The organism is Puia sp. P3 (assembly GCF_050632245.1).
Classification (GTDB): domain Bacteria; phylum Bacteroidota; class Bacteroidia; order Chitinophagales; family Chitinophagaceae; genus Puia.
This window is the reverse complement of record NZ_CP192583.1, coordinates 2,222,065-2,239,124: the sequence shown is the minus strand read 5'-3', so window position 1 is coordinate 2,239,124 and position 17,060 is coordinate 2,222,065. Positions and strand designations below refer to the sequence as shown.

General features: G+C 54.3%; 14 protein-coding genes and 3 pseudogenes. 16 read left to right on the top strand and 1 reads right to left on the bottom strand.

Annotated elements, in window-relative coordinates; genetic code table 11:
• The first annotated feature begins 16 nt into the window (after positions 1-16).
• Genes ACQ86N_RS13345 through ACQ86N_RS13335 form a run of 3 tightly spaced genes read left to right on the top strand, consistent with a single transcriptional unit; the run spans position 17 to position 2,526 of the window.
• The gene (locus tag ACQ86N_RS13345; RefSeq protein ID WP_431215574.1) at positions 17-502 is read left to right on the top strand and encodes a hypothetical protein; all 486 of its coding nucleotides are present in this window, start codon (positions 17-19) and stop codon (positions 500-502) included.
• A complete protein-coding gene (secF, locus tag ACQ86N_RS13340; protein ID WP_431217395.1) occupies positions 409-2,322 on the top strand; it encodes a protein translocase subunit SecF in 1,914 nt (637 codons plus the stop codon). The genes ACQ86N_RS13345 and secF overlap by 94 nt, the downstream gene beginning before the upstream one ends.
• 57 nt (positions 2,323-2,379) lie before the next feature.
• Entirely contained in the window at positions 2,380-2,526 is a 147-nt protein-coding gene (locus tag ACQ86N_RS13335) for a hypothetical protein (RefSeq protein ID WP_431215573.1), read from the top strand.
• A 57-nt stretch (positions 2,527-2,583) separates the two neighbouring features.
• Here the strand turns inward: ACQ86N_RS13335 and ACQ86N_RS13330 are convergent, their stop codons facing one another.
• Positions 2,584-2,856: a hypothetical protein gene (locus ACQ86N_RS13330; RefSeq protein WP_431215572.1), complete on the bottom strand. Its 273-nt coding sequence runs from the start codon at positions 2,854-2,856 to the stop codon at positions 2,584-2,586.
• A 224-nt stretch (positions 2,857-3,080) separates the two neighbouring features.
• Here ACQ86N_RS13330 and ACQ86N_RS13325 point away from each other — a divergent pair, with 224 nt between their 5' ends.
• The 13 genes and pseudogenes from ACQ86N_RS13325 to ACQ86N_RS13265 form a co-directional block, all read left to right on the top strand.
• Complete coding sequence (locus tag ACQ86N_RS13325; RefSeq protein WP_431215571.1) at positions 3,081-4,358, top strand: sensor histidine kinase; 1,278 nt, start codon at positions 3,081-3,083, stop codon at positions 4,356-4,358.
• A 5-nt stretch (positions 4,359-4,363) separates the two neighbouring features.
• Complete coding sequence (locus tag ACQ86N_RS13320) at positions 4,364-5,065, top strand: response regulator transcription factor (RefSeq protein WP_431215570.1); 702 nt, start codon at positions 4,364-4,366, stop codon at positions 5,063-5,065.
• A 123-nt stretch (positions 5,066-5,188) separates the two neighbouring features.
• Positions 5,189-5,455: a hypothetical protein gene (locus tag ACQ86N_RS13315; RefSeq protein WP_431215569.1), complete on the top strand. Its 267-nt coding sequence runs from the start codon at positions 5,189-5,191 to the stop codon at positions 5,453-5,455.
• A gap of 203 nt (positions 5,456-5,658) precedes the next feature.
• Entirely contained in the window at positions 5,659-6,933 is a 1,275-nt protein-coding gene (locus tag ACQ86N_RS13310) for a TolC family protein (RefSeq protein WP_431215568.1), read from the top strand.
• Between the two features lie 43 nt (positions 6,934-6,976).
• Positions 6,977-8,083, top strand: coding sequence for an efflux RND transporter periplasmic adaptor subunit (locus ACQ86N_RS13305; RefSeq protein ID WP_431215567.1), 1,107 nt, complete (start codon positions 6,977-6,979; stop codon positions 8,081-8,083).
• A gap of 103 nt (positions 8,084-8,186) precedes the next feature.
• Positions 8,187-11,347 (top strand): annotated as a pseudogene (locus ACQ86N_RS13300) (efflux RND transporter permease subunit).
• Between the two features lie 65 nt (positions 11,348-11,412).
• A complete protein-coding gene (locus tag ACQ86N_RS13295) occupies positions 11,413-12,282 on the top strand; it encodes a DUF2279 domain-containing protein (RefSeq protein ID WP_431215566.1) in 870 nt (289 codons plus the stop codon).
• 70 nt (positions 12,283-12,352) lie between these two features.
• Positions 12,353-12,913 (top strand): efflux RND transporter permease subunit, encoded by a 561-nt coding sequence (locus tag ACQ86N_RS13290; protein WP_431215565.1) that lies wholly within the window; start codon positions 12,353-12,355, stop codon positions 12,911-12,913.
• Positions 12,852-13,297, top strand: a pseudogene (locus ACQ86N_RS13285) (efflux RND transporter permease subunit). Before ACQ86N_RS13290 ends, ACQ86N_RS13285 begins: the two are co-directional and overlap by 62 nt.
• Positions 13,298-13,299: 2 nt before the next feature.
• Positions 13,300-14,877 carry an efflux RND transporter permease subunit gene (locus ACQ86N_RS13280; RefSeq protein WP_431217394.1) on the top strand — a complete coding sequence of 526 codons (1,578 nt, stop codon included), beginning with the start codon at positions 13,300-13,302 and terminating at the stop codon, positions 14,875-14,877.
• The gene (locus tag ACQ86N_RS13275; RefSeq protein WP_431215564.1) at positions 14,768-15,523 is read left to right on the top strand and encodes an efflux RND transporter permease subunit; all 756 of its coding nucleotides are present in this window, start codon (positions 14,768-14,770) and stop codon (positions 15,521-15,523) included. The genes ACQ86N_RS13280 and ACQ86N_RS13275 overlap by 110 nt, the downstream gene beginning before the upstream one ends.
• 51 nt (positions 15,524-15,574) lie before the next feature.
• Positions 15,575-16,093, top strand: coding sequence for a hypothetical protein (locus ACQ86N_RS13270; protein WP_431215563.1), 519 nt, complete (start codon positions 15,575-15,577; stop codon positions 16,091-16,093).
• Between the two features lie 25 nt (positions 16,094-16,118).
• Positions 16,119-17,024, top strand: a pseudogene (locus tag ACQ86N_RS13265) (methylmalonyl-CoA mutase family protein); the annotation flags it as partial.
• Positions 17,025-17,060 lie beyond the last annotated feature (36 nt).

Below are 17,060 nucleotides of genomic sequence, written 5' to 3'. Positions count from 1 at the left end.
CCTCCAGTTCTGGGAAGTGTATAATGTAGGTGAATTGCAGACCTCGCTGATCAACGCCGACAAAAACCTTCAGAATTACCTCAACGGCGTTAAGGCAGACAGCGTCAAGGTCGATTCAACCGGGAAACCCATCGTCGACACCGCTAAAAAGGATACAGCCGCGAACCTGGCCAACCAGAATCCGCTGTTCCGCCTGATGCCCCCCATGCAGCCTCAGCAGGACGCCAAAGGGCAAACGCAGTTCCCTTCGGCCATCGCCCGCGCGCTGATCCGGGATACGGGTACCATCAATACTTATCTCAGCCTGCCCGTCATCCGCAACCAGTTCCCCAGGACCTCAAATTCCTCTGGGGTAAACAGAACTTCGACGACGACGGCAAGCCCCTCCCCTTCCTCGACCTTTACGCCATCCGCACCATTCCCGGAACGGACAAGGCAAGGATCGAAGGCGAGTCCATCGAGAATGCGGGTCAGGACTTCGACCCCAACACCAGTGAGGTGATCGTCGAAATGAGCATGAACAAGCAGGGCGCCAAGGCCTGGGCTGACATGACCACCAAGAATACCGGCAAGCCCATCGCTATCGTACTGGACGACATCGTCTATTCGGCGCCGTTCGTCAACGAACCTATCACGGGCGGACAGTCCCGTATCACGATGGGCAGGGGCCGCAATTCGCAGCAGAGCATTACGGAAGCGCAGGATTTGGCCAATATTCTGAAGTCGGGCAAGCTGGACGCGCCTGCCAAGATCGTTGCCGACTATACCGTCGGCCCGAGCATCGGCGGTGCAGCCGTACACGGCGGCGCCATGGCCTTCCTGATCTCCTTCCTGGTGATCTTCGTCCTGATGCTGGTCTACTATAACACGGGCGGATGGGTAGCCAATATCGCCCTCGTCCTCAACCTGCTATTCACCATCGGCGTCCTTAGCGCACTTCATGCCACGCTGACTGCGCCGGGTATCGCCGGTCTGGTACTGACGGTCGGTATGGCGGTGGACACCAACGTAATTATTTTCGAACGTATAAAAGAAGAGCTCAGCCGGGGTAAGACCTACCCTCTGGCGATAAAGGACGGCTACAGGCGTTCGCTCGCTCCCGTGCTGGACGCGCACGTGACTACGATGCTGACGGCCATCATCCTCTTCTATTTCGGTCTGGGTCCCGTCCTCGGTTTCGCTACCACACAGATCCTCGGTATCCTGCTGTCCCTGTTCTGCGGTATCCTCGTATCCCGCCTGGTTACGGACTTCTATACCAACAAGAACCGCCATTTCAACTACTTCACTCCCCTCTCCCGCCGCATCTTCAAGCATGCTGCATTCAAGTTCATCGAATACCGGAAGGTGGCCTACGCCATTTCAGTCGTCGTATTGGTGTTGGGTGTCGGTGCACTGGTGCATGGCTTTAAGGAAGGGGTAGAGTTCAGCGGAGGCCGCAGCTATGTGGTCAACTTCCACAAGCCGGTGAACGATCAGGTCGAGGCCATCCGCTCGTCGCTCGAAAAGGTTCAGCCGGGTACTACTCCCCAGATCAAGACCTATGGCGGCAACGAACAGCTGGAAATAACCACCGACTACCTGATCAAGAGCCCGGGCAGCAATACCGACTCGTCCGTACTCGCCAGCACATTCGAAGGCGTGAAGAGCTTCCTGCCCGAAGGCACCTCCTACAAGGAGTTCGTCACGACGAAATATCTCGGACAGACCAAGAAGGTAGAACCGACCATCTCCGATGACCTGAAGGCCGGCGCTGTAAAAGCAACTGTCTTCGCGATCCTCATCATCTTTATCTATATCTTCATCCGTTTTCGCGACTGGCGCTATTCGCTGGGTACGATCATCGCCCTGCTGCACGACGTATTCGTCACGCTGGCGGTGTTCTCTTTCCTGCGCGACCTGGTGCCCTTTACGCTGGAGATCGACCAGCACTTCATCGCGGCCGTGCTGACCGTGATCGGCTTCTCGATGAACGATACCGTCATCGTGTTCGACCGTATCCGTGAGAACAGCCACCTGATGAAGGGTGCTTCCAACGGCGAGATCATCAATAAGTCGGTCAACGATACGCTGAGCCGTACGATCATGACCTCCCTGACGGTGTTCCTCACCATCCTCATCCTCTTCCTGGTAGGCGGTGAAGTAACCCGTGGATTCGCTTTTGCGATGCTGATCGGGGTGATCACGGGTACGTACTCGTCTATCTTTGTAGCTGCTCCCTTCCTGGTTGACTTTGCCAAGGGCAAACCGCTGGGCAAAGAGCAGGAAGTTGCGAAGACCAGCGCTGTGAAGCCGAAAGTGACGCCCGCGCAATCGAAATAACACGCAGATGTGCAATAAAAGAAAAACCCGAAGCGATGCTTCGGGTTTTTTGTTTTAATGATGTACTGCTTTTTTGTGGTGATGAACAACGTGGTGCCTGTGGTGAACGACGTGTTTCTTCTTATGATGAGTCTGATGACTCTGGGGGTGATGGGGTTGAGCCATCGACATCGTCGTCAGCGCAAGCAGAACGACCGCGAGTGAAACCAATTTTTTCATGATGTGATGTTTGTGTGGCCATTATGCAAATAAGATGCCGCCTTAGCTCTTCTTTGCCTTACTATCCTTGTTCGCCTTATAGCGCATATCCGGCGTACCGTCTTTTTTCGTCGGTCCGGCAGGAGCGGCCTTTGCACCAGCGTCCTTGTTCGCCTTGTAGCGCATGTCAGGAGTTCCGTCCTTCTTGGTAGGACCAGCGGCAGGCTTGGCCGTCTTTTCGGTTTTCGCTTTTGCGGGAGCCGCAGGAGTTGTCTGGGCAAAACCAATACCGACGGAAGCGAGCACCAGGCTGGCAATCATGAATAACTTCTTCATAAAATGGGTGTTTTTTTGTGAATTAAAAGGCCCCTTTCGGGGTCTCGGGGATAAAATCTACGATGATTTTCTCAAATACGCTTGGAAAACGCAAAATATCTTTTGTTATTGCTGTATTAACAACTAGTTGTACATTAGAAAGATAAAGGATATCTGGCCATGTTTAACCAGTACTTAACTATATTCCTGGTGTACAACGGCCAAAGCATAGCAATTTTGCAACCATGCGTTCATCTACCTTAAAATGGATCGTGCTTTCCGCCACCTTCCTGGCTGCCATTGTCGTGACAGTCCAGCTGTACTGGCTGAAGAAAGTCTATTCTTTTGAGCAGAGACAATTCAATCTCAACGTAGTAAAGAGTATCAGGGGACTTTTTGAGGACCTGGAGATGAATGACGCCCCCGGTACCAATCTCCAGCAGCTGATCAACAAACCCGACAACAACGACAACTATTTCCTTTTCAAGGCAGATACCATCCCATCAAAAGACAGCCTGGTTTATTATATCCAGGACGAATTCGCCGATTTCGGAGTTCTGACGGACTGCAAGCTGGGGGCTTATAACGCCGCCAAAAAGCAATACGTCTATGAAGAGTTCATTCCCGCCCCTGCCTCCCGGTACGCCGGGGTCAAGCCGGTCACGGGGGAGATGCCCGTATTCGACGATGAATCCGACCATATCCTGCTGTATTTCCCCCATCGCCACGAGTATATTCTGGAACAAATGGACTTCTGGATCGTCAGCACGGTTGTCCTGTTCCTGGCCCTTATCGGCCTGGCCGCGAGCCTGTTCTATTTCTACCGCCAGAAATTCCTGTCGGAGATCCAGAAGGATTTTGTCAACAATTTCACTCACGAATTCAAGACTCCGTTGGCCGTTATGAAGATCGCCGCCGACGTACTCGGTCAGGACCATATCAGCCAGCAGCCGGACCGGCTCCAGCGCTATGCGAATATCATCAAGAACCAGACGGAACACCTTCAGGGACAGGTCGAACGCCTGCTGCGCACCGCTTCCATCGAAAGCAAAGACCTGCCCATCCGCAAGGAGGATATCGACGCCCACCAGCTGATCGAACAGGCGCTCGGCAAGGTGCAGCCGCTGATCGATCAGAAAAGAGCCCGTGTGGACATCAGGGTGGAAGACAACAACGCACGAGTTCACGCCGACAAGGCCCACCTCGAGCTGGCCGTGGTCAATCTGCTCGAGAATGCGCTGAAATATTCGGTCGAACCCCATATCGTCGTAGAGACGGGACAGCTGGAAGACGAATTTTACATCTCCGTCAAGGACAACGGCGTCGGCATAGAAAAGCAGTACCTCAAAAATATCTTTAAAAAATTTTATCGGGTTCCAACCGGGGATATTCACAACGTAAAGGGGTTCGGACTGGGCCTCGATTTTGTCAAACGGATCATCGATGCCCACAACGGGAAGATCAAGGTCAACAGCCTTCCTGGCATCGGTACGGAATTTAGATTATTTATCCCCCTTAACTAATGTCTATGCAACAAGCAGGTAAAACAAAAGTGCTACTGGCGGAAGACGATCTCTCACTGGGATATGTCATCAAGGACAATTTGATCGATGCGGGCTATGAGGTCGTGCTCTGCCCCGACGGACAGGCGGCCATCGACAAATTCGACAAGAATGAATTCGGCATCTGTCTGCTGGACGTCATGATGCCGAATAAGGACGGCTTTGCGGTTGCCCGCAAGATCAGGCAGCAAAGCGATATGGTACCCATCCTCTTCCTCACCGCCCGGTCGATGGAAGAAGACAAGATAAAGGGGTTCCAGAGCGGCGCCGATGACTATATCACCAAACCCTTCAGCATCCAGGAACTGCTGATGCGGATGGAGGTATTCCTCCGCAGGACGAGGAAGATGCACTCCGAAAAAAGCCAGACCTTCACTATCGGACAGCTCAACTTCTCCTACACCGACCTCAAGCTGACCATCGGCCCGGAAACCTTCAACCTTACTCAGAAGGAAGCCGATCTGTTGAAATTTCTCTGCGAACACTCCAACCGCATTCTGAAAAGGGAGGAAGTACTGCTCAACGTCTGGGGCAAGGACGACTATTTTCTCGGACGCAGCATGGACGTATTCATTACCAAGCTGAGAAAATATTTCAAAGCGGACCCGCACGTGAATCTGGAGACCATCCACGGCGTTGGTTTCCGCTTCAATACACCACAGGAATGATGCAACTGGTCAAAAAATTGCTTCTGGGGCTTTTTGCCCTGCAGATACTGAATCTCAGTGTCGGCAACCCGGATTCCTGGGACGGAGCGAACTATGACTATTCCTATACCTGGAACAAGGGCTATGACCTCTACGGAGTCGGCAGTGGAGTGGATCGTCGAACTGAGCTATGGCCAGCAGCCGGGTTTCAGCTATACCCTGCACGAGGATGCGAGCAAGAGCTCAACCAAAGGTCTGCACTGGAAAACAGATCTTCAGGAAACGGCCGCGGAGCTCCCCTGGATACCCAGGATCATCCGTCAGCACCCCGAGTTACCCGTTATCCGGATCACCCCGCAACCGCGGGAGACGTTCTCCCCGCCACCTGAAATTTCACCCACCCGCGTCTGATCGCGCCAGATCATATTTCTTTAGACAATTCGTTAAGCTTTTATTGTATTGCTGCTGCCACGGTATGTCCGTCCAGGGGACATCATATAGGCGAAGAAATTTATATTTAATAAATTGCGCAAAAAAGCGTTCATAAAGGCTTAACCCCTGATTAACATCTAAATAAAAGATATTTGCACACTAAAAACTCAATAGCTACACCTATGCGGAAAAAGTGGATTCTCTTCTTTGCTATATTCTGTTGCAGCAGCATGATCGCCGTGGCTCAACCCCCGAAGGATACCCTGCGCCTGCCGCTGGCCTCCGCAGAGAAGATGTTCCTGGATAGCAATCTGCAGCTGTTGGCTCAGCGATACAGTATCGACGCCAGCAAGGCCCTGATCATCCAGGCCCGTCTCTGGCCCAATCCCAATTTCAGCATCGGTCATACGCTCTATTCCGGCGAGCTCAACAAGTTCTTCCCTACCGGTCGCAATGACGAGACCACGGTGGGTCTCTCCCAGTTGATCCTGCTGGCTGGCAAACGGAACAAGCAGATCAAACTGGCCCAGGAGAACGTTCACCTCAACGAATACCAGTTCTTCGATTTGCTCCGAACGCTGAAGTATACTCTGCGGACCGATTTCTACCAGATCTACTATCTGCAGCAGTCGGCGAAGATCTACGACGAAGAGATAAAAGCCCTGTCCCAGGTGGTTCAGGCCTTTTCCGAACAGCAGGGGAAAGGATATATATCCGAAAAAGAGGTCGTCCGCGTCAGGGCCCAGCTCTACAGCTTCCAGAGCGAGTACAGCGACCTGATCAACCAGATCAACGACACGGAAAGCGAACTCCGCCTGGTCCTGCAGACGAAGCCGAATTTCTTTATCGAGCCTCAGGTAGACTCTGCCCGGATGGGCAAACTGGATCCGTCGCAGTATCCGCTGACCACGCTGATGGACTCGGCCTACCATAACCGCACCGACCTTCAGATCGCCCGGACCAATACAAAGATCAGCCAGCTGAATTACAACTACCAGAAATCCCTGGCTGTGCCCGACCTTTCCCTTTCGCTGGGATACGACGAAGCAGGCAGCTTCCTGACCAATTACTATGGGGTCGGAGCGTCGATAGACCTGCCCTTCTTCAACCGCAATCAGGGTAATATAAAATCCGCCAAAGCGCAGATCGCCGGCGCGGAAGTAGCCCAGCGCAGTACGCAGGCGACGGTCGAGGAGAACGTAGCCAACTCCCTGCAAAAGGCGTTTGCCCAGCAAAAGCTGTATCAGACCATCGATCCGAAATTCTATCTGGATTTCCAGCGGCTGCTGCACGAAGTGCTCAGCAACTACCAAAAAAGAAATATCGGCCTGCTGGAGTTCCTGGATTTTTATGATTCCTACAAGCAAAATACGCTGCAGATGAACACGATCCAGTTCAACCGCGTCAGCGCGTTCGAGGACATCAACTACTATACAGGAACCAATTTCTTCAACTAGTCTAACCCGAAAACCACACCCGTTAAACGACAACAAGATATTTATGAAAAGAAAATATAGCTCGGTCAGTTCGCTCTTCGCCTTCCTTATCGTCGGAAGCGTTCTGCTCCAGTCCTGCGGCTCCGAGGCCAACAAGCCCGTTGCCGAGAAAGAGAAGTTTGCGATCCCCGACACCGTGATGAAGACCCTGCGGATCGATACGGTAAAGACCACCCAGCTGATCAACGCCATCACACTGACCGGCAAGGTCGGCAGCGACGAAGACCACGTTATTCCTGTGAACGCGCTGGTCACGGGGAATATCCAGGACGTGAAAGTAATGCTGGGCGATTATGTGAAAGCAGGACAGATACTGGCCACCATCCGCAGCGCTGAAATGGCCGGATACGGCAACGACCTTATCAATGCCCAGTCCAATCTACGCGTGGCGGAGACCAATCTGCAAAAGACCAAAGACCTCTACAAGAGCGGACTCGCATCCATGACCGACTCGCTCAATGCCGAGGTATCCGTACAGCAGGCCAAATCCGAGCTCAACCGTGTCAACCAGGTCCTGAAGATCAATGGCGGCAGTACACAGGGCGAATTCGTGGTGAAGGCTCCCATCAGCGGCTTCATCGTCCAGAAGTCGGCCATCAACAATATGGCCATCCGGAGCGACAACAGCGTGTCTCTGTTCACGATCTCCGACCTCAAGGACGTCTGGATCCAGGCCAACGTATACGAGTCGAATATCTCCCTGATCAAGCAGGGCGAGAACGTCGACGTTACGACCCTCGCCTACCCCGGCAAGGTCTTCAAGGGTAAGATCGACAAGGTTATGAACGTCCTCGATCCTTCCAGCAAGGTCATGAAAGTGAGAGTGGTACTGCCCAACCCGGACTACCTGCTGAAACCCGAGATGTATGCGAGCATCACCGTCTCCGACAAGGAGAACAAACAGTGCCTGAGCGTCCCGTCCCAGGCCCTCATCTTCGACCACAGTCAGTACTATGTACTCGTATACACCAGCAAAACGGACGTAAAGATCACACCTGTTCAGGTGCTCAACACCGTTGGCGAAAGAACTTTTCTTGCTTCCGGAGTGACTGACGGACAACAGGTCATCTCTTCGCAGGCAATTCTTATTTATAACGCTCTAAACAGCTAATATACTCCCACACTCCGACTGACTTAAGAAGCCTGCTAATCTAACGAAACCGTCCCTCCGGACGGGGTTGCATCTTTTATACAAATCTTTAAACTAAAGGAAGATGAATAAGCTTCTTAGGGCTATTATTGGGTTCTCTTTAAAGAACCGATACTTCATATTTTTCTGCACCCTCCTGCTGCTGATATCCGGGATCCTCACTTTCCGGAGCATGCCCATCGAGGCCTTCCCTGACGTCACCAATACGGAGATCAGCATCATCACGCAGTGGCCGGGCCGCAGCGCTGAGGAGATCGAGAAGTTCATCACCATCCCCGTCGAGATCGCGATGAACCCCGTGCAGCAGAAGATCTCACTCCGGTCGACCAGCATCTTCGGCCTTTCCTATGTGAAGCTGATCTTCGAGGACGGGGTCGTGGACAAAGACGCGCGTCTGCAGGTCAATTCCCTGCTGGCCAATGTCACCCTGCCTGACGGGATCCAGCCCCAGGTGCAGCCGCCGACCGGCCCGACGGGAGAAATATTCCGCTATACGCTGAAGAGCAGCATTCGCGACGAGCGCGAACTGAAGACCATGCAGGACTGGGTGATCGACCGCCAGTTGCGGGCCGTACCTGGCGTCGCCGATATCGTCAGTTTCGGCGGCCGGGTCAAGACCTACGAGATCAAGGTCGACCCGGGCAAGCTCTCCAACCTCGGCATCACCCCGCTGGACGTATTCTCCGCCGTTCAGAAAAGCAATATCAATATCGGCGGGGACTTTATCGTCCGTAACAACCAGGCCTATGTGGTGCGCGGCATCGGCCTGCTGAACGATATTCACGAAATCCGCAATATTATCATCACCAATATCAACGAGGTGCCCGTGCTGGTCAAGGACGTCGCCGATGTCGAGATATCCAACCTGCCCCGCCTGGGCCATGTCGGCCGGGCCGATCATGTGGATTCAGCCGGGCATACCACGATAGAAGACCAGGACGACGTTGTCGAAGCCATCATCATCATGCGCAAGGGCATGAACCCAACGGAAGTCGTAAAGGCCGTGAAGAAGAAGATCGACAAGCTCAACGACCTGGTCCTCCCGAAGGACACAAAGATCGTTCCGTACTACGACCGGGAAAACCTCATCCACTACGCGACACATACCGTCCTGCACAACCTCGTGGAGGGCATCCTGCTGGTGACGCTGCTGGTCTCGCTGTTCATGTTCAACTGGAGGACCACGCTGATCGTATCCATCATCATCCCGCTGGCCCTGCTGTTCGCCTTTATCTGTCTTCACCTGATGGGTATGTCGGCAAACCTGCTGTCGCTGGGGGCCGTAGACTTCGGGATCATCATCGACGGCGCCGTGGTCATGGTCGAAGGCCTCTTCGTCATACTCGACCACCAGGCGCACGAAGTGGGCATGGAACGTTTTAACAAAATGGCCAAAATGGGGCTGATCCGAAAACACGGGACGCAGCTGGGCAAGGCCATCTTCTTCGCCAAACTGATCATCATCACGGGACTGCTGCCGATCTTCGCCTTCCAGAAGGTCGAAGGCAAACTGTTCTCGCCCCTCGCCTATACTCTCGGATTCGCCCTGCTCGGTGCGCTGATCACGACGCTTACCCTCGTGCCGGTGCTCATCAATGCACTGCTGCGGAAAAACGTCCACGAAAAACACAACCCTTTCGTCCATTTCCTTACCGGGATGATGGTAAAAGGCTTTATGTTCCACTGGAAGCACAAGAAGACGACCATTGCGGTCAGCCTCCTTATCATCGTCGGCGGTTTTTATGCCTTTACCCTCCTCGGGTCGGAATTTCTGCCCGAACTGGACGAAGGTGCGATATGGCTGAGGGCGCAGCTGCCCTACAGCGCCTCGCTGGACGAGAGCGTGCAGACCGCCAGACAGGTGCGGAGCATCCTCATGGGCTTCCCGCAGGTGAAGACCGTCGCATCGCAGACCGGACGTCCCGACGACGGAACCGACGTGACCGGATTCTACAACAACGAATTCGATATCATCCTGTATCCCGAAGACGAATGGAAGCCCCGCATCACCAAGGACGAGCTGGTCGAACAGATGCACCGGAAGCTATCGGGTCTTCCTGGCGTGGACCTCAACTTCTCCCAGCCGATCAGCGACAATATCGAAGAAGCCGTATCCGGCGTAAAAGGCTCTATCTGCGTCAAGGTCTTCGGAGACAGTCTGGAATATATGGAGGGGAAGGTGGCCGAAGTTTACGACGTGCTGAAACGCGTTCGGGGGATCGACGACCTGGGCGTCATCAGGAACATCGGCCAGCCCGAGCTGGACATCGATCTCGACCAGAAGAGAATGGCCCTGTACGGGGTCGCCACGGCCGATGCCAACGCCGTCATCCAGATGGCCATTGGCGGCAAGGCCGCCTCTTCGCTGTACGAAGGCATCAAACAATTCGATATCCGCCTCCGCTATCCTGAAGCCTACCGGGCTACTGTAGACGATATCGGCAACCTGCTCGTGCCTACCCAGAACGGCTCGAAGGTGCCGGTGCGGGAGATCGCAACCATCCTTCAGAAGACGGGGCCCTGTCTGATCTTCCGGGATGACAACGAGCGGTACTCGGCTCTCAAGTTCTCCGTCCGTGGCCGTGACATGGGCAGTACCATCGCGGAGGCGCAGGAGAAGTGGACAAGATCGTCCAGCTGAAGAAGGGTTATACGATGGTCTGGCAGGGCGATTTCGAGAACCAGCAGCGCGCCACTCTTCGGCTCGAGCAGGTCGTGCCCATCAGTCTGCTGCTGATCTTTATTCTCCTGTTCGTGATGTTCGGCAACCTGAAGGACGCTGGTCTTGTGTTTTTGAACGTGCCGTTCGCGATCGTCGGGGGCGTGATCGCTCTTCACCTGACCGGGACGAACTTCAGCATTTCCGCCGGCATCGGCTTCATCGCGCTGTTCGGCATCTGTATACAGGACGGAGTGTTGCTGATCACAGTGTTTAAACACAACCTGGAGCACCTGCGCAACGAGAGCAATACCCTGTATACGGCTATCAAACTGGGGGTCAATTCCAGGATAAGACCGGTGATGATGACGGCCCTGATGGCAGCCATTGGCCTACTGCCTGCGGCCATCTCCCACGGCATCGGTTCGGAAAGCAGCCGGCCACTGGCGCGCGTGGTCATCGGCGGGATACTGTGTGCGATGATCTTCTCGCTGCTGGTATTCCCACTCATCTTTGCGTGGGCCTACCGCAACGTGGACCGGAAGCATCAGGCGGCCGTCGAATAGATATTTTGCCTATCTTTCGGCATGCAATTGAAAAAATATTGCCTTGCGTTCGTCCTGTTCTTCCTGTGCTTTTCACTGACGGCGCAGAACTTTTTAAACCGTCACCAACTTATAACCCCGGCCGTGTCAATGGTACGATCATCGTTGAATCCGCCATCGGCACGGCCATTACTATCGGGCTCAACTATCTCTGGTATAAAAAATTCGCCCATAGCAAATTTCACTATTTCAACGACAACAATGAATGGCTCAGCGTCGACAAGGTGGGCCATGCAACTACCGCTTATAATATCGCGGCCATCCAGAGCGACGTCCTGCACTGGGGCGGGGTCAAGTCTGGCACTGCCGCCCTGATCGGCACGGGGACGGCGCTCGCTTTCATGTCCATGATCGAGATCCTGGACGGACACTCCGACAAATGGGGATTTTCCAAAGGAGATATGCTGGCCAATCTCGCGGGTTGTCTTTTATTCGAGGGTCAGTATCTGATGTGGGGACAGCAGCGCATCAGCCTGAAATATTCTTATCACGGGACCATTTTCCCTTCTTATCATCCCGCCGAGCTGGGCGGCAACCTGCCCCAGCGGATGCTGAAGGACTACAATGGCCAGAGCTACTGGCTATCGTTCAACATCGCCTCTTTTTTACCTGCCTCCAGCGGGTTTCCCCAGTGGCTGAACCTCTCGGCGGGTTATGGAGCCGAAGGCATGATCGGTGCCGTGAAAAATCCAACCGAGATCAACGGCAAACCGATCCCCGAATTCCGACGCTACCGCCAGTTTTATCTTTCTTTTGACACCGATCTGTACCGCATCGACGGTCTCTCGCCCCTCTCTTCTACCCTGTTGAAAATCAACCGCACAATCAAGACCCCGGCGCCCGCGCTGGAATGGAATGAAGTGGAAGGGATGAAATTCCATTTATTTTACTATTAATTTGTTAATCAGCCATTTCAGTTAACTACCGCTTAACTTTTCGTTAACTTGCCGACCATAATTTTATCGGATGAACAAAGTGCTCAAAGGAATTCTCGCTTTTTCTCTTAAGAACAAATATTTCATCTTTTTCGCGACGGCCCTGTTGGTAGTTTATGGGATCATCACCTTCAAGAATATGCCTATCGAGGCCTTTCCTGACGTCACCAATACCGAGATAACCATCATCACCCAGTGGCCTGGTCGCAGTGCGGAAGAAGTCGAAAAATTTGTCACCATTCCGGTCGAACTGGCGATGAACCCCGTGCAAAAGAAGACCAGCCTTCGCAGCACTACGATCTTCGGATTGTCCGTCGTCAAGCTGATCTTCGAGGACGGCGTACAGGATACCTATGCGCGCCAGCAGGTGAACAACCTGCTGCACAACGCGGACCTGCCCGATAATGTCGACCCCGACGTCCAGCCGCCTACCGGCCCCACCGGTGAGGTATTCCGGTATACATTGGAGAGTGACTTCCGCGAGACCCGCGAACTCAAGACACTCCGAGGACTGGGTCGTCGACCGCCAGCTGCGCAGCGTACCAGGCGTAGCCGACGTCGTCAGTTTTGGCGGCGAGGTCAAGACCTATGAGATCCAGGTCAATCCCCAGGTGCTCAACAACCTCGGCATCACCCCCTCGACGTTTTCAATGCCGTAGGCAAAAGCAATATCAATATCGGCGGCGACGTCATCAAGAAGAATTCCCAGGCCTATGTCGTCCGGGGTATCGGCCTGCTGAACGATATCAACGAGATCAGGAATATCATCGTGGAGGACAACAACGGCATTCCCGTCCTGGTCAAGGACGTCGCCGAGGTCAAGATCTCGAACCTGCCCCGTCTCGGCGAAGTCGGCCGCACCGACGCCATCGACTCTGCGGGCAAGGCAAGGGAGTACCACAACAACCCGGATGCGGTGGAGGGACTCGTGCTGATGCGAAAGGGGAAAACCCTGACCACGTCATTCAGGGTTTGAAAGTGGCGGTAGCGAACCTCAACGACCATATCCTTCCCGCCGATACAAGGATCAAACCTTTCTACAACCGGGAAGACCTGATCAAATATGCCACGCACACCGTTCTGCACAACCTCGTGGAGGGCATTCTGCTGGTAACCCTGATCGTCTCGCTGTTCATGTTCAACTGGAGAACGACCCTGATCGTCTCCATCATCATTCCGCTGTCGCTGCTGTTCGCCTTTATCTGTCTCGACTTCATGGGCATGTCTGCCAACCTGCTTTCCCTCGGGGCGATCGACTTCGGGATCATCATCGACGGCGCCGTGGTCATGGTCGAAGGGCTTTTCGTCCTGCTGGACAAAAAGGCGCACGAGATGGGGATGGAGCGGTTCAACCGGCTGTCCAAGCTGGGCATTATCCGCAAGCGCGGGGCCGAGCTGGGCAAGGCCATTTTCTTTACCAAACTGATCATCATCACGGCGCTGCTGCCGATCTTCTCCTTCCAGAAGGTGGAGGGCAAGCTGTTCTCGCCTCTGGCATACACGCTGGGCTTTGCCTTATTGGGCGCCCTTATCTTCACGCTGACCCTCGTGCCGGTGATGGTGAATGTCCTGCTCCGGAAGAACGTCAGGGAAAAACACAACCCGGTAGTCCATTTTATTACGCGCAGCGTCATGGCCGCCTTCCGATACACCTTCAAACACAGAAAGATCGCGCTGATCACGAGCACGATCGGGATCGCGGCCGGCTTCTACTGTTTTAAGTTTTTGGGTTCCGAGTTCTTACCCGAGTTGAACGAGGGTTCTATCTGGGTACGCGCTACCCTGCCCTACAGCATCTCGCTGGATACTTCCGTATCCAAAGCAGAGCAGATGCGGAACATCATGATCAAATTCCCTCAGGTGCGGAGGGTCATGTCGCAGACGGGACGTCCCGACGATGGTACCGACGTGGCCGGCTTCTATAACAACGAGTTTGGCGTACAGCTGTATCCCCAGGAAGAATGGAACCCGAAGATCACGAAAGAGGAGCTCATCGACACCATGACCAGGGCGCTTTCGATCATACCGGGAGCCGACCTCAACTTTTCCCAGCCGATCACCGACAACGTGGAAGAAGCGGTATCCGGCGTGAAAGGGTCTATCTGTGTCAAAATATACGGCGATTCTCTCGACTATATGGAAGAGCAGGCCGACAAGGTCGACCAGATATTGAAGAAAATCCAGGGTATCGAAGACCTGGGTGTCATCCGGAATATCGGCCAGCCCGAGCTGGACATAGACCTCAATCAGCAAAAAATGGGGCTCTATGGCGTGCAGACGGCGGACGCCAACGCCGTTATCGAGATGGCCATCGGCGGTAAGGCGGTGACGCAGCTGTACGAAGGAATACGCAAATTTGATATCCGGATCCGCTTCCCCGAGCAATACCGCGCGACAGAGGACGATATCGGCAACCTGCTGGTGCCGACCCAGACGGAGTTCCAAGGTGCCGATCCGCGAGATCGCCACGATCACGCAAAAGACCGGTCCCTGTCTGATCTTCCACGACGACAACCGGCGGTATTCTGCCGTAAAGTTCTCTGTACGCGGTCGTGACATGGGCAGCACCATCGCCGAGGCGCAGGAGAAGGTCGACCAGATCGTCCATCTGAAGAAAGGCTACAGCATGGTCTGGCAGGGTGATTTCGAGAACCAGCAGCGTGCTTCGAAAAGATTGACGCAGGTCGTTCCGATCAGCCTGTTGCTGATATTCTTACTGCTATTCGTGATGTTCGGCAACCTGAAGGACGCTGGTCTTGTGTTTTTGAATGTCCCGACGGCCGTCGTGGGAGGCATCCTCGCCCTGCTGATCACGGGCACCAATTTCAGTATTTCCGCTGGCATCGGCTTCATCGCGCTCTTCGGGATCTGTATTCTGGAGGGCGTGCTGCTGATCACGGCGTTCAAGCACAACCTGGAAAAGATCAGGCATAGCGAAAGCCCCCTGTATACTTCTATCCGGCTGGGGGTAAACGAGCTGATCAGACCTGTTATGATGACGGCGCTGATGGCCACCATCGGGCTGCTGCCCGCGGCGATCTCCACCGGCATCGGTTCGGAGAGCTCGAGACCGCTGGCGCGGGTAGTCATCGGCGGGCTTACCTGCGCGACGATCTTCTCGCTGCTGATCTTCCCCGTGCTGTTCTTTATGGCCTACCGAAAGGTGGATACGCTGCACCAGCGAACAGATGATAGGTCCTAAACAAAATAAACGCGGCCCAGGCCGCGTTTTTAATTTCATTACATTTGATCTATGGACTCGAACCTGCTTTTTATTGCCGTTATTTTTGCCCTGCTGGTGGCGGGCGTCCTCGTCTTTTTGTTCTTAAAACAGCGAAAAGAGCTGAAGCTGGCCCAGCAAAACCAACCCACGGACGGCGGCGCCGCATCCCGGCAGCTACAGCTGCAGGCCTACGAAAGGCTGCTGCTGCTCACCGACCGCGTTTCCCTGCCCAACCTTATCCAGCGCGTCAATACGCCGGGATTAAGCGCCCGCGACATGCAGCTGCTGCTGGTACAGAGCATCCGCCAGGAATTCGAGCATAACGTTACACAGCAGATGTACGTAAGCCCCGAAGCCTGGGACGCGGTCCGGAATTTCAAGGACCAAAATATGCTGATCGTTAATCAGATAGGCTCCTTCCTCCCTCCGGACGCCACCGGCGGCGATCTCAACAAGCACATCCTCGACCTGCTGGTGGAAAACCCCAAGGCTTCCCTGCAGAATATCGTTTCCGAAGCGCTTAGCTTCGAAGCGAAGAAATTGATGTAGCTTCGTTTGCTATGCCAGAGAAAAAATCGTCACCGACAGCGGTATCGAAGTAAAGGAAGTATATACCACAGCCGACGCGCCTCCGCCCGGCTCGCGCGAAGAGCTGCCTGGTGAGTTTCCCTATACCCGCGGCGTACAGTCCGATATGTATCGTGGAAAGCTATGGACCATGCGGCAGTATGCCGGTTTCAGCACGGCGGAAGAAAGCAACGCCCGCTACCACTACCTGCTGAAGCAGGGCGTCATGGGACTCAGCGTCGCCTTTGACCTTCCAACCCAGATAGGCTACGACAGCGATCACCCCCTCGCCGAAGGCGAGGTCGGAAAGACGGGAGTAGCCATCGACTCGATAGAGGATATGGAATTGCTCTTCAAAGGCATCCGGCTCGAAGACGTCTCCACATCCATGACCATCAACGCCACTGGCTATATCCTCCTCGCCTTTTATACCGCCCTGGCCCGATCGCAGGGCGCCGACCTGAAGAAGATCAGCGGCACCATACAGAACGATATCCTGAAAGAATATGCGGCGCGTGGAACCTATATCTATCCGCCCAAACCTTCGATGCGCATCATCACGGACATTTTCGAGTGGTGCAGCCGCGAATTGCCGAAATGGAACACGATCTCCATTTCGGGCTATCATATCCGGGAGGCGGGAAGCACCGCGGTACAGGAGATCGCCTTTACCCTCAGCAACGGCAAGGCTTACGTGAAGGCGGCCATGGAAAAAGGACTCGACATCGACGTATTCGGCAAAAGGCTATCCTTCTTCTTCAACGCCCACAACAACCTGTTCGAAGAGGTCGCCAAATTCAGGGCCGCGCGGCGGATGTGGGCGAAGATGATGAAAGACCTGGGGGCCACCGATCCCAAAGCTATGATGCTGCGCTTCCATACGCAGACAGGCGGCAGTACGCTGACGGCGCAGCAGCCCCACAACAATATCAGCCGGGTGACCGTCCAG

Coding starts and splice junctions, on each gene's coding strand:
- ACQ86N_RS13335 (WP_431215573.1), top strand. CDS start 2,380: ATGATGTACTGCTTTTTTGTGGTGATGAACAACGTGGTGCCTGTGGTG.
- ACQ86N_RS13330 (WP_431215572.1), bottom strand. CDS start 2,856: ATGAAGAAGTTATTCATGATTGCCAGCCTGGTGCTCGCTTCCGTCGGT.
- ACQ86N_RS13325 (WP_431215571.1), top strand. CDS start 3,081: ATGCGTTCATCTACCTTAAAATGGATCGTGCTTTCCGCCACCTTCCTG.
- ACQ86N_RS13320 (WP_431215570.1), top strand. CDS start 4,364: ATGCAACAAGCAGGTAAAACAAAAGTGCTACTGGCGGAAGACGATCTC.
- ACQ86N_RS13315 (WP_431215569.1), top strand. CDS start 5,189: ATGACCTCTACGGAGTCGGCAGTGGAGTGGATCGTCGAACTGAGCTAT.
- ACQ86N_RS13310 (WP_431215568.1), top strand. CDS start 5,659: ATGCGGAAAAAGTGGATTCTCTTCTTTGCTATATTCTGTTGCAGCAGC.
- ACQ86N_RS13305 (WP_431215567.1), top strand. CDS start 6,977: ATGAAAAGAAAATATAGCTCGGTCAGTTCGCTCTTCGCCTTCCTTATC.
- ACQ86N_RS13290 (WP_431215565.1), top strand. CDS start 12,353: ATGAACAAAGTGCTCAAAGGAATTCTCGCTTTTTCTCTTAAGAACAAA.
- ACQ86N_RS13270 (WP_431215563.1), top strand. CDS start 15,575: ATGGACTCGAACCTGCTTTTTATTGCCGTTATTTTTGCCCTGCTGGTG.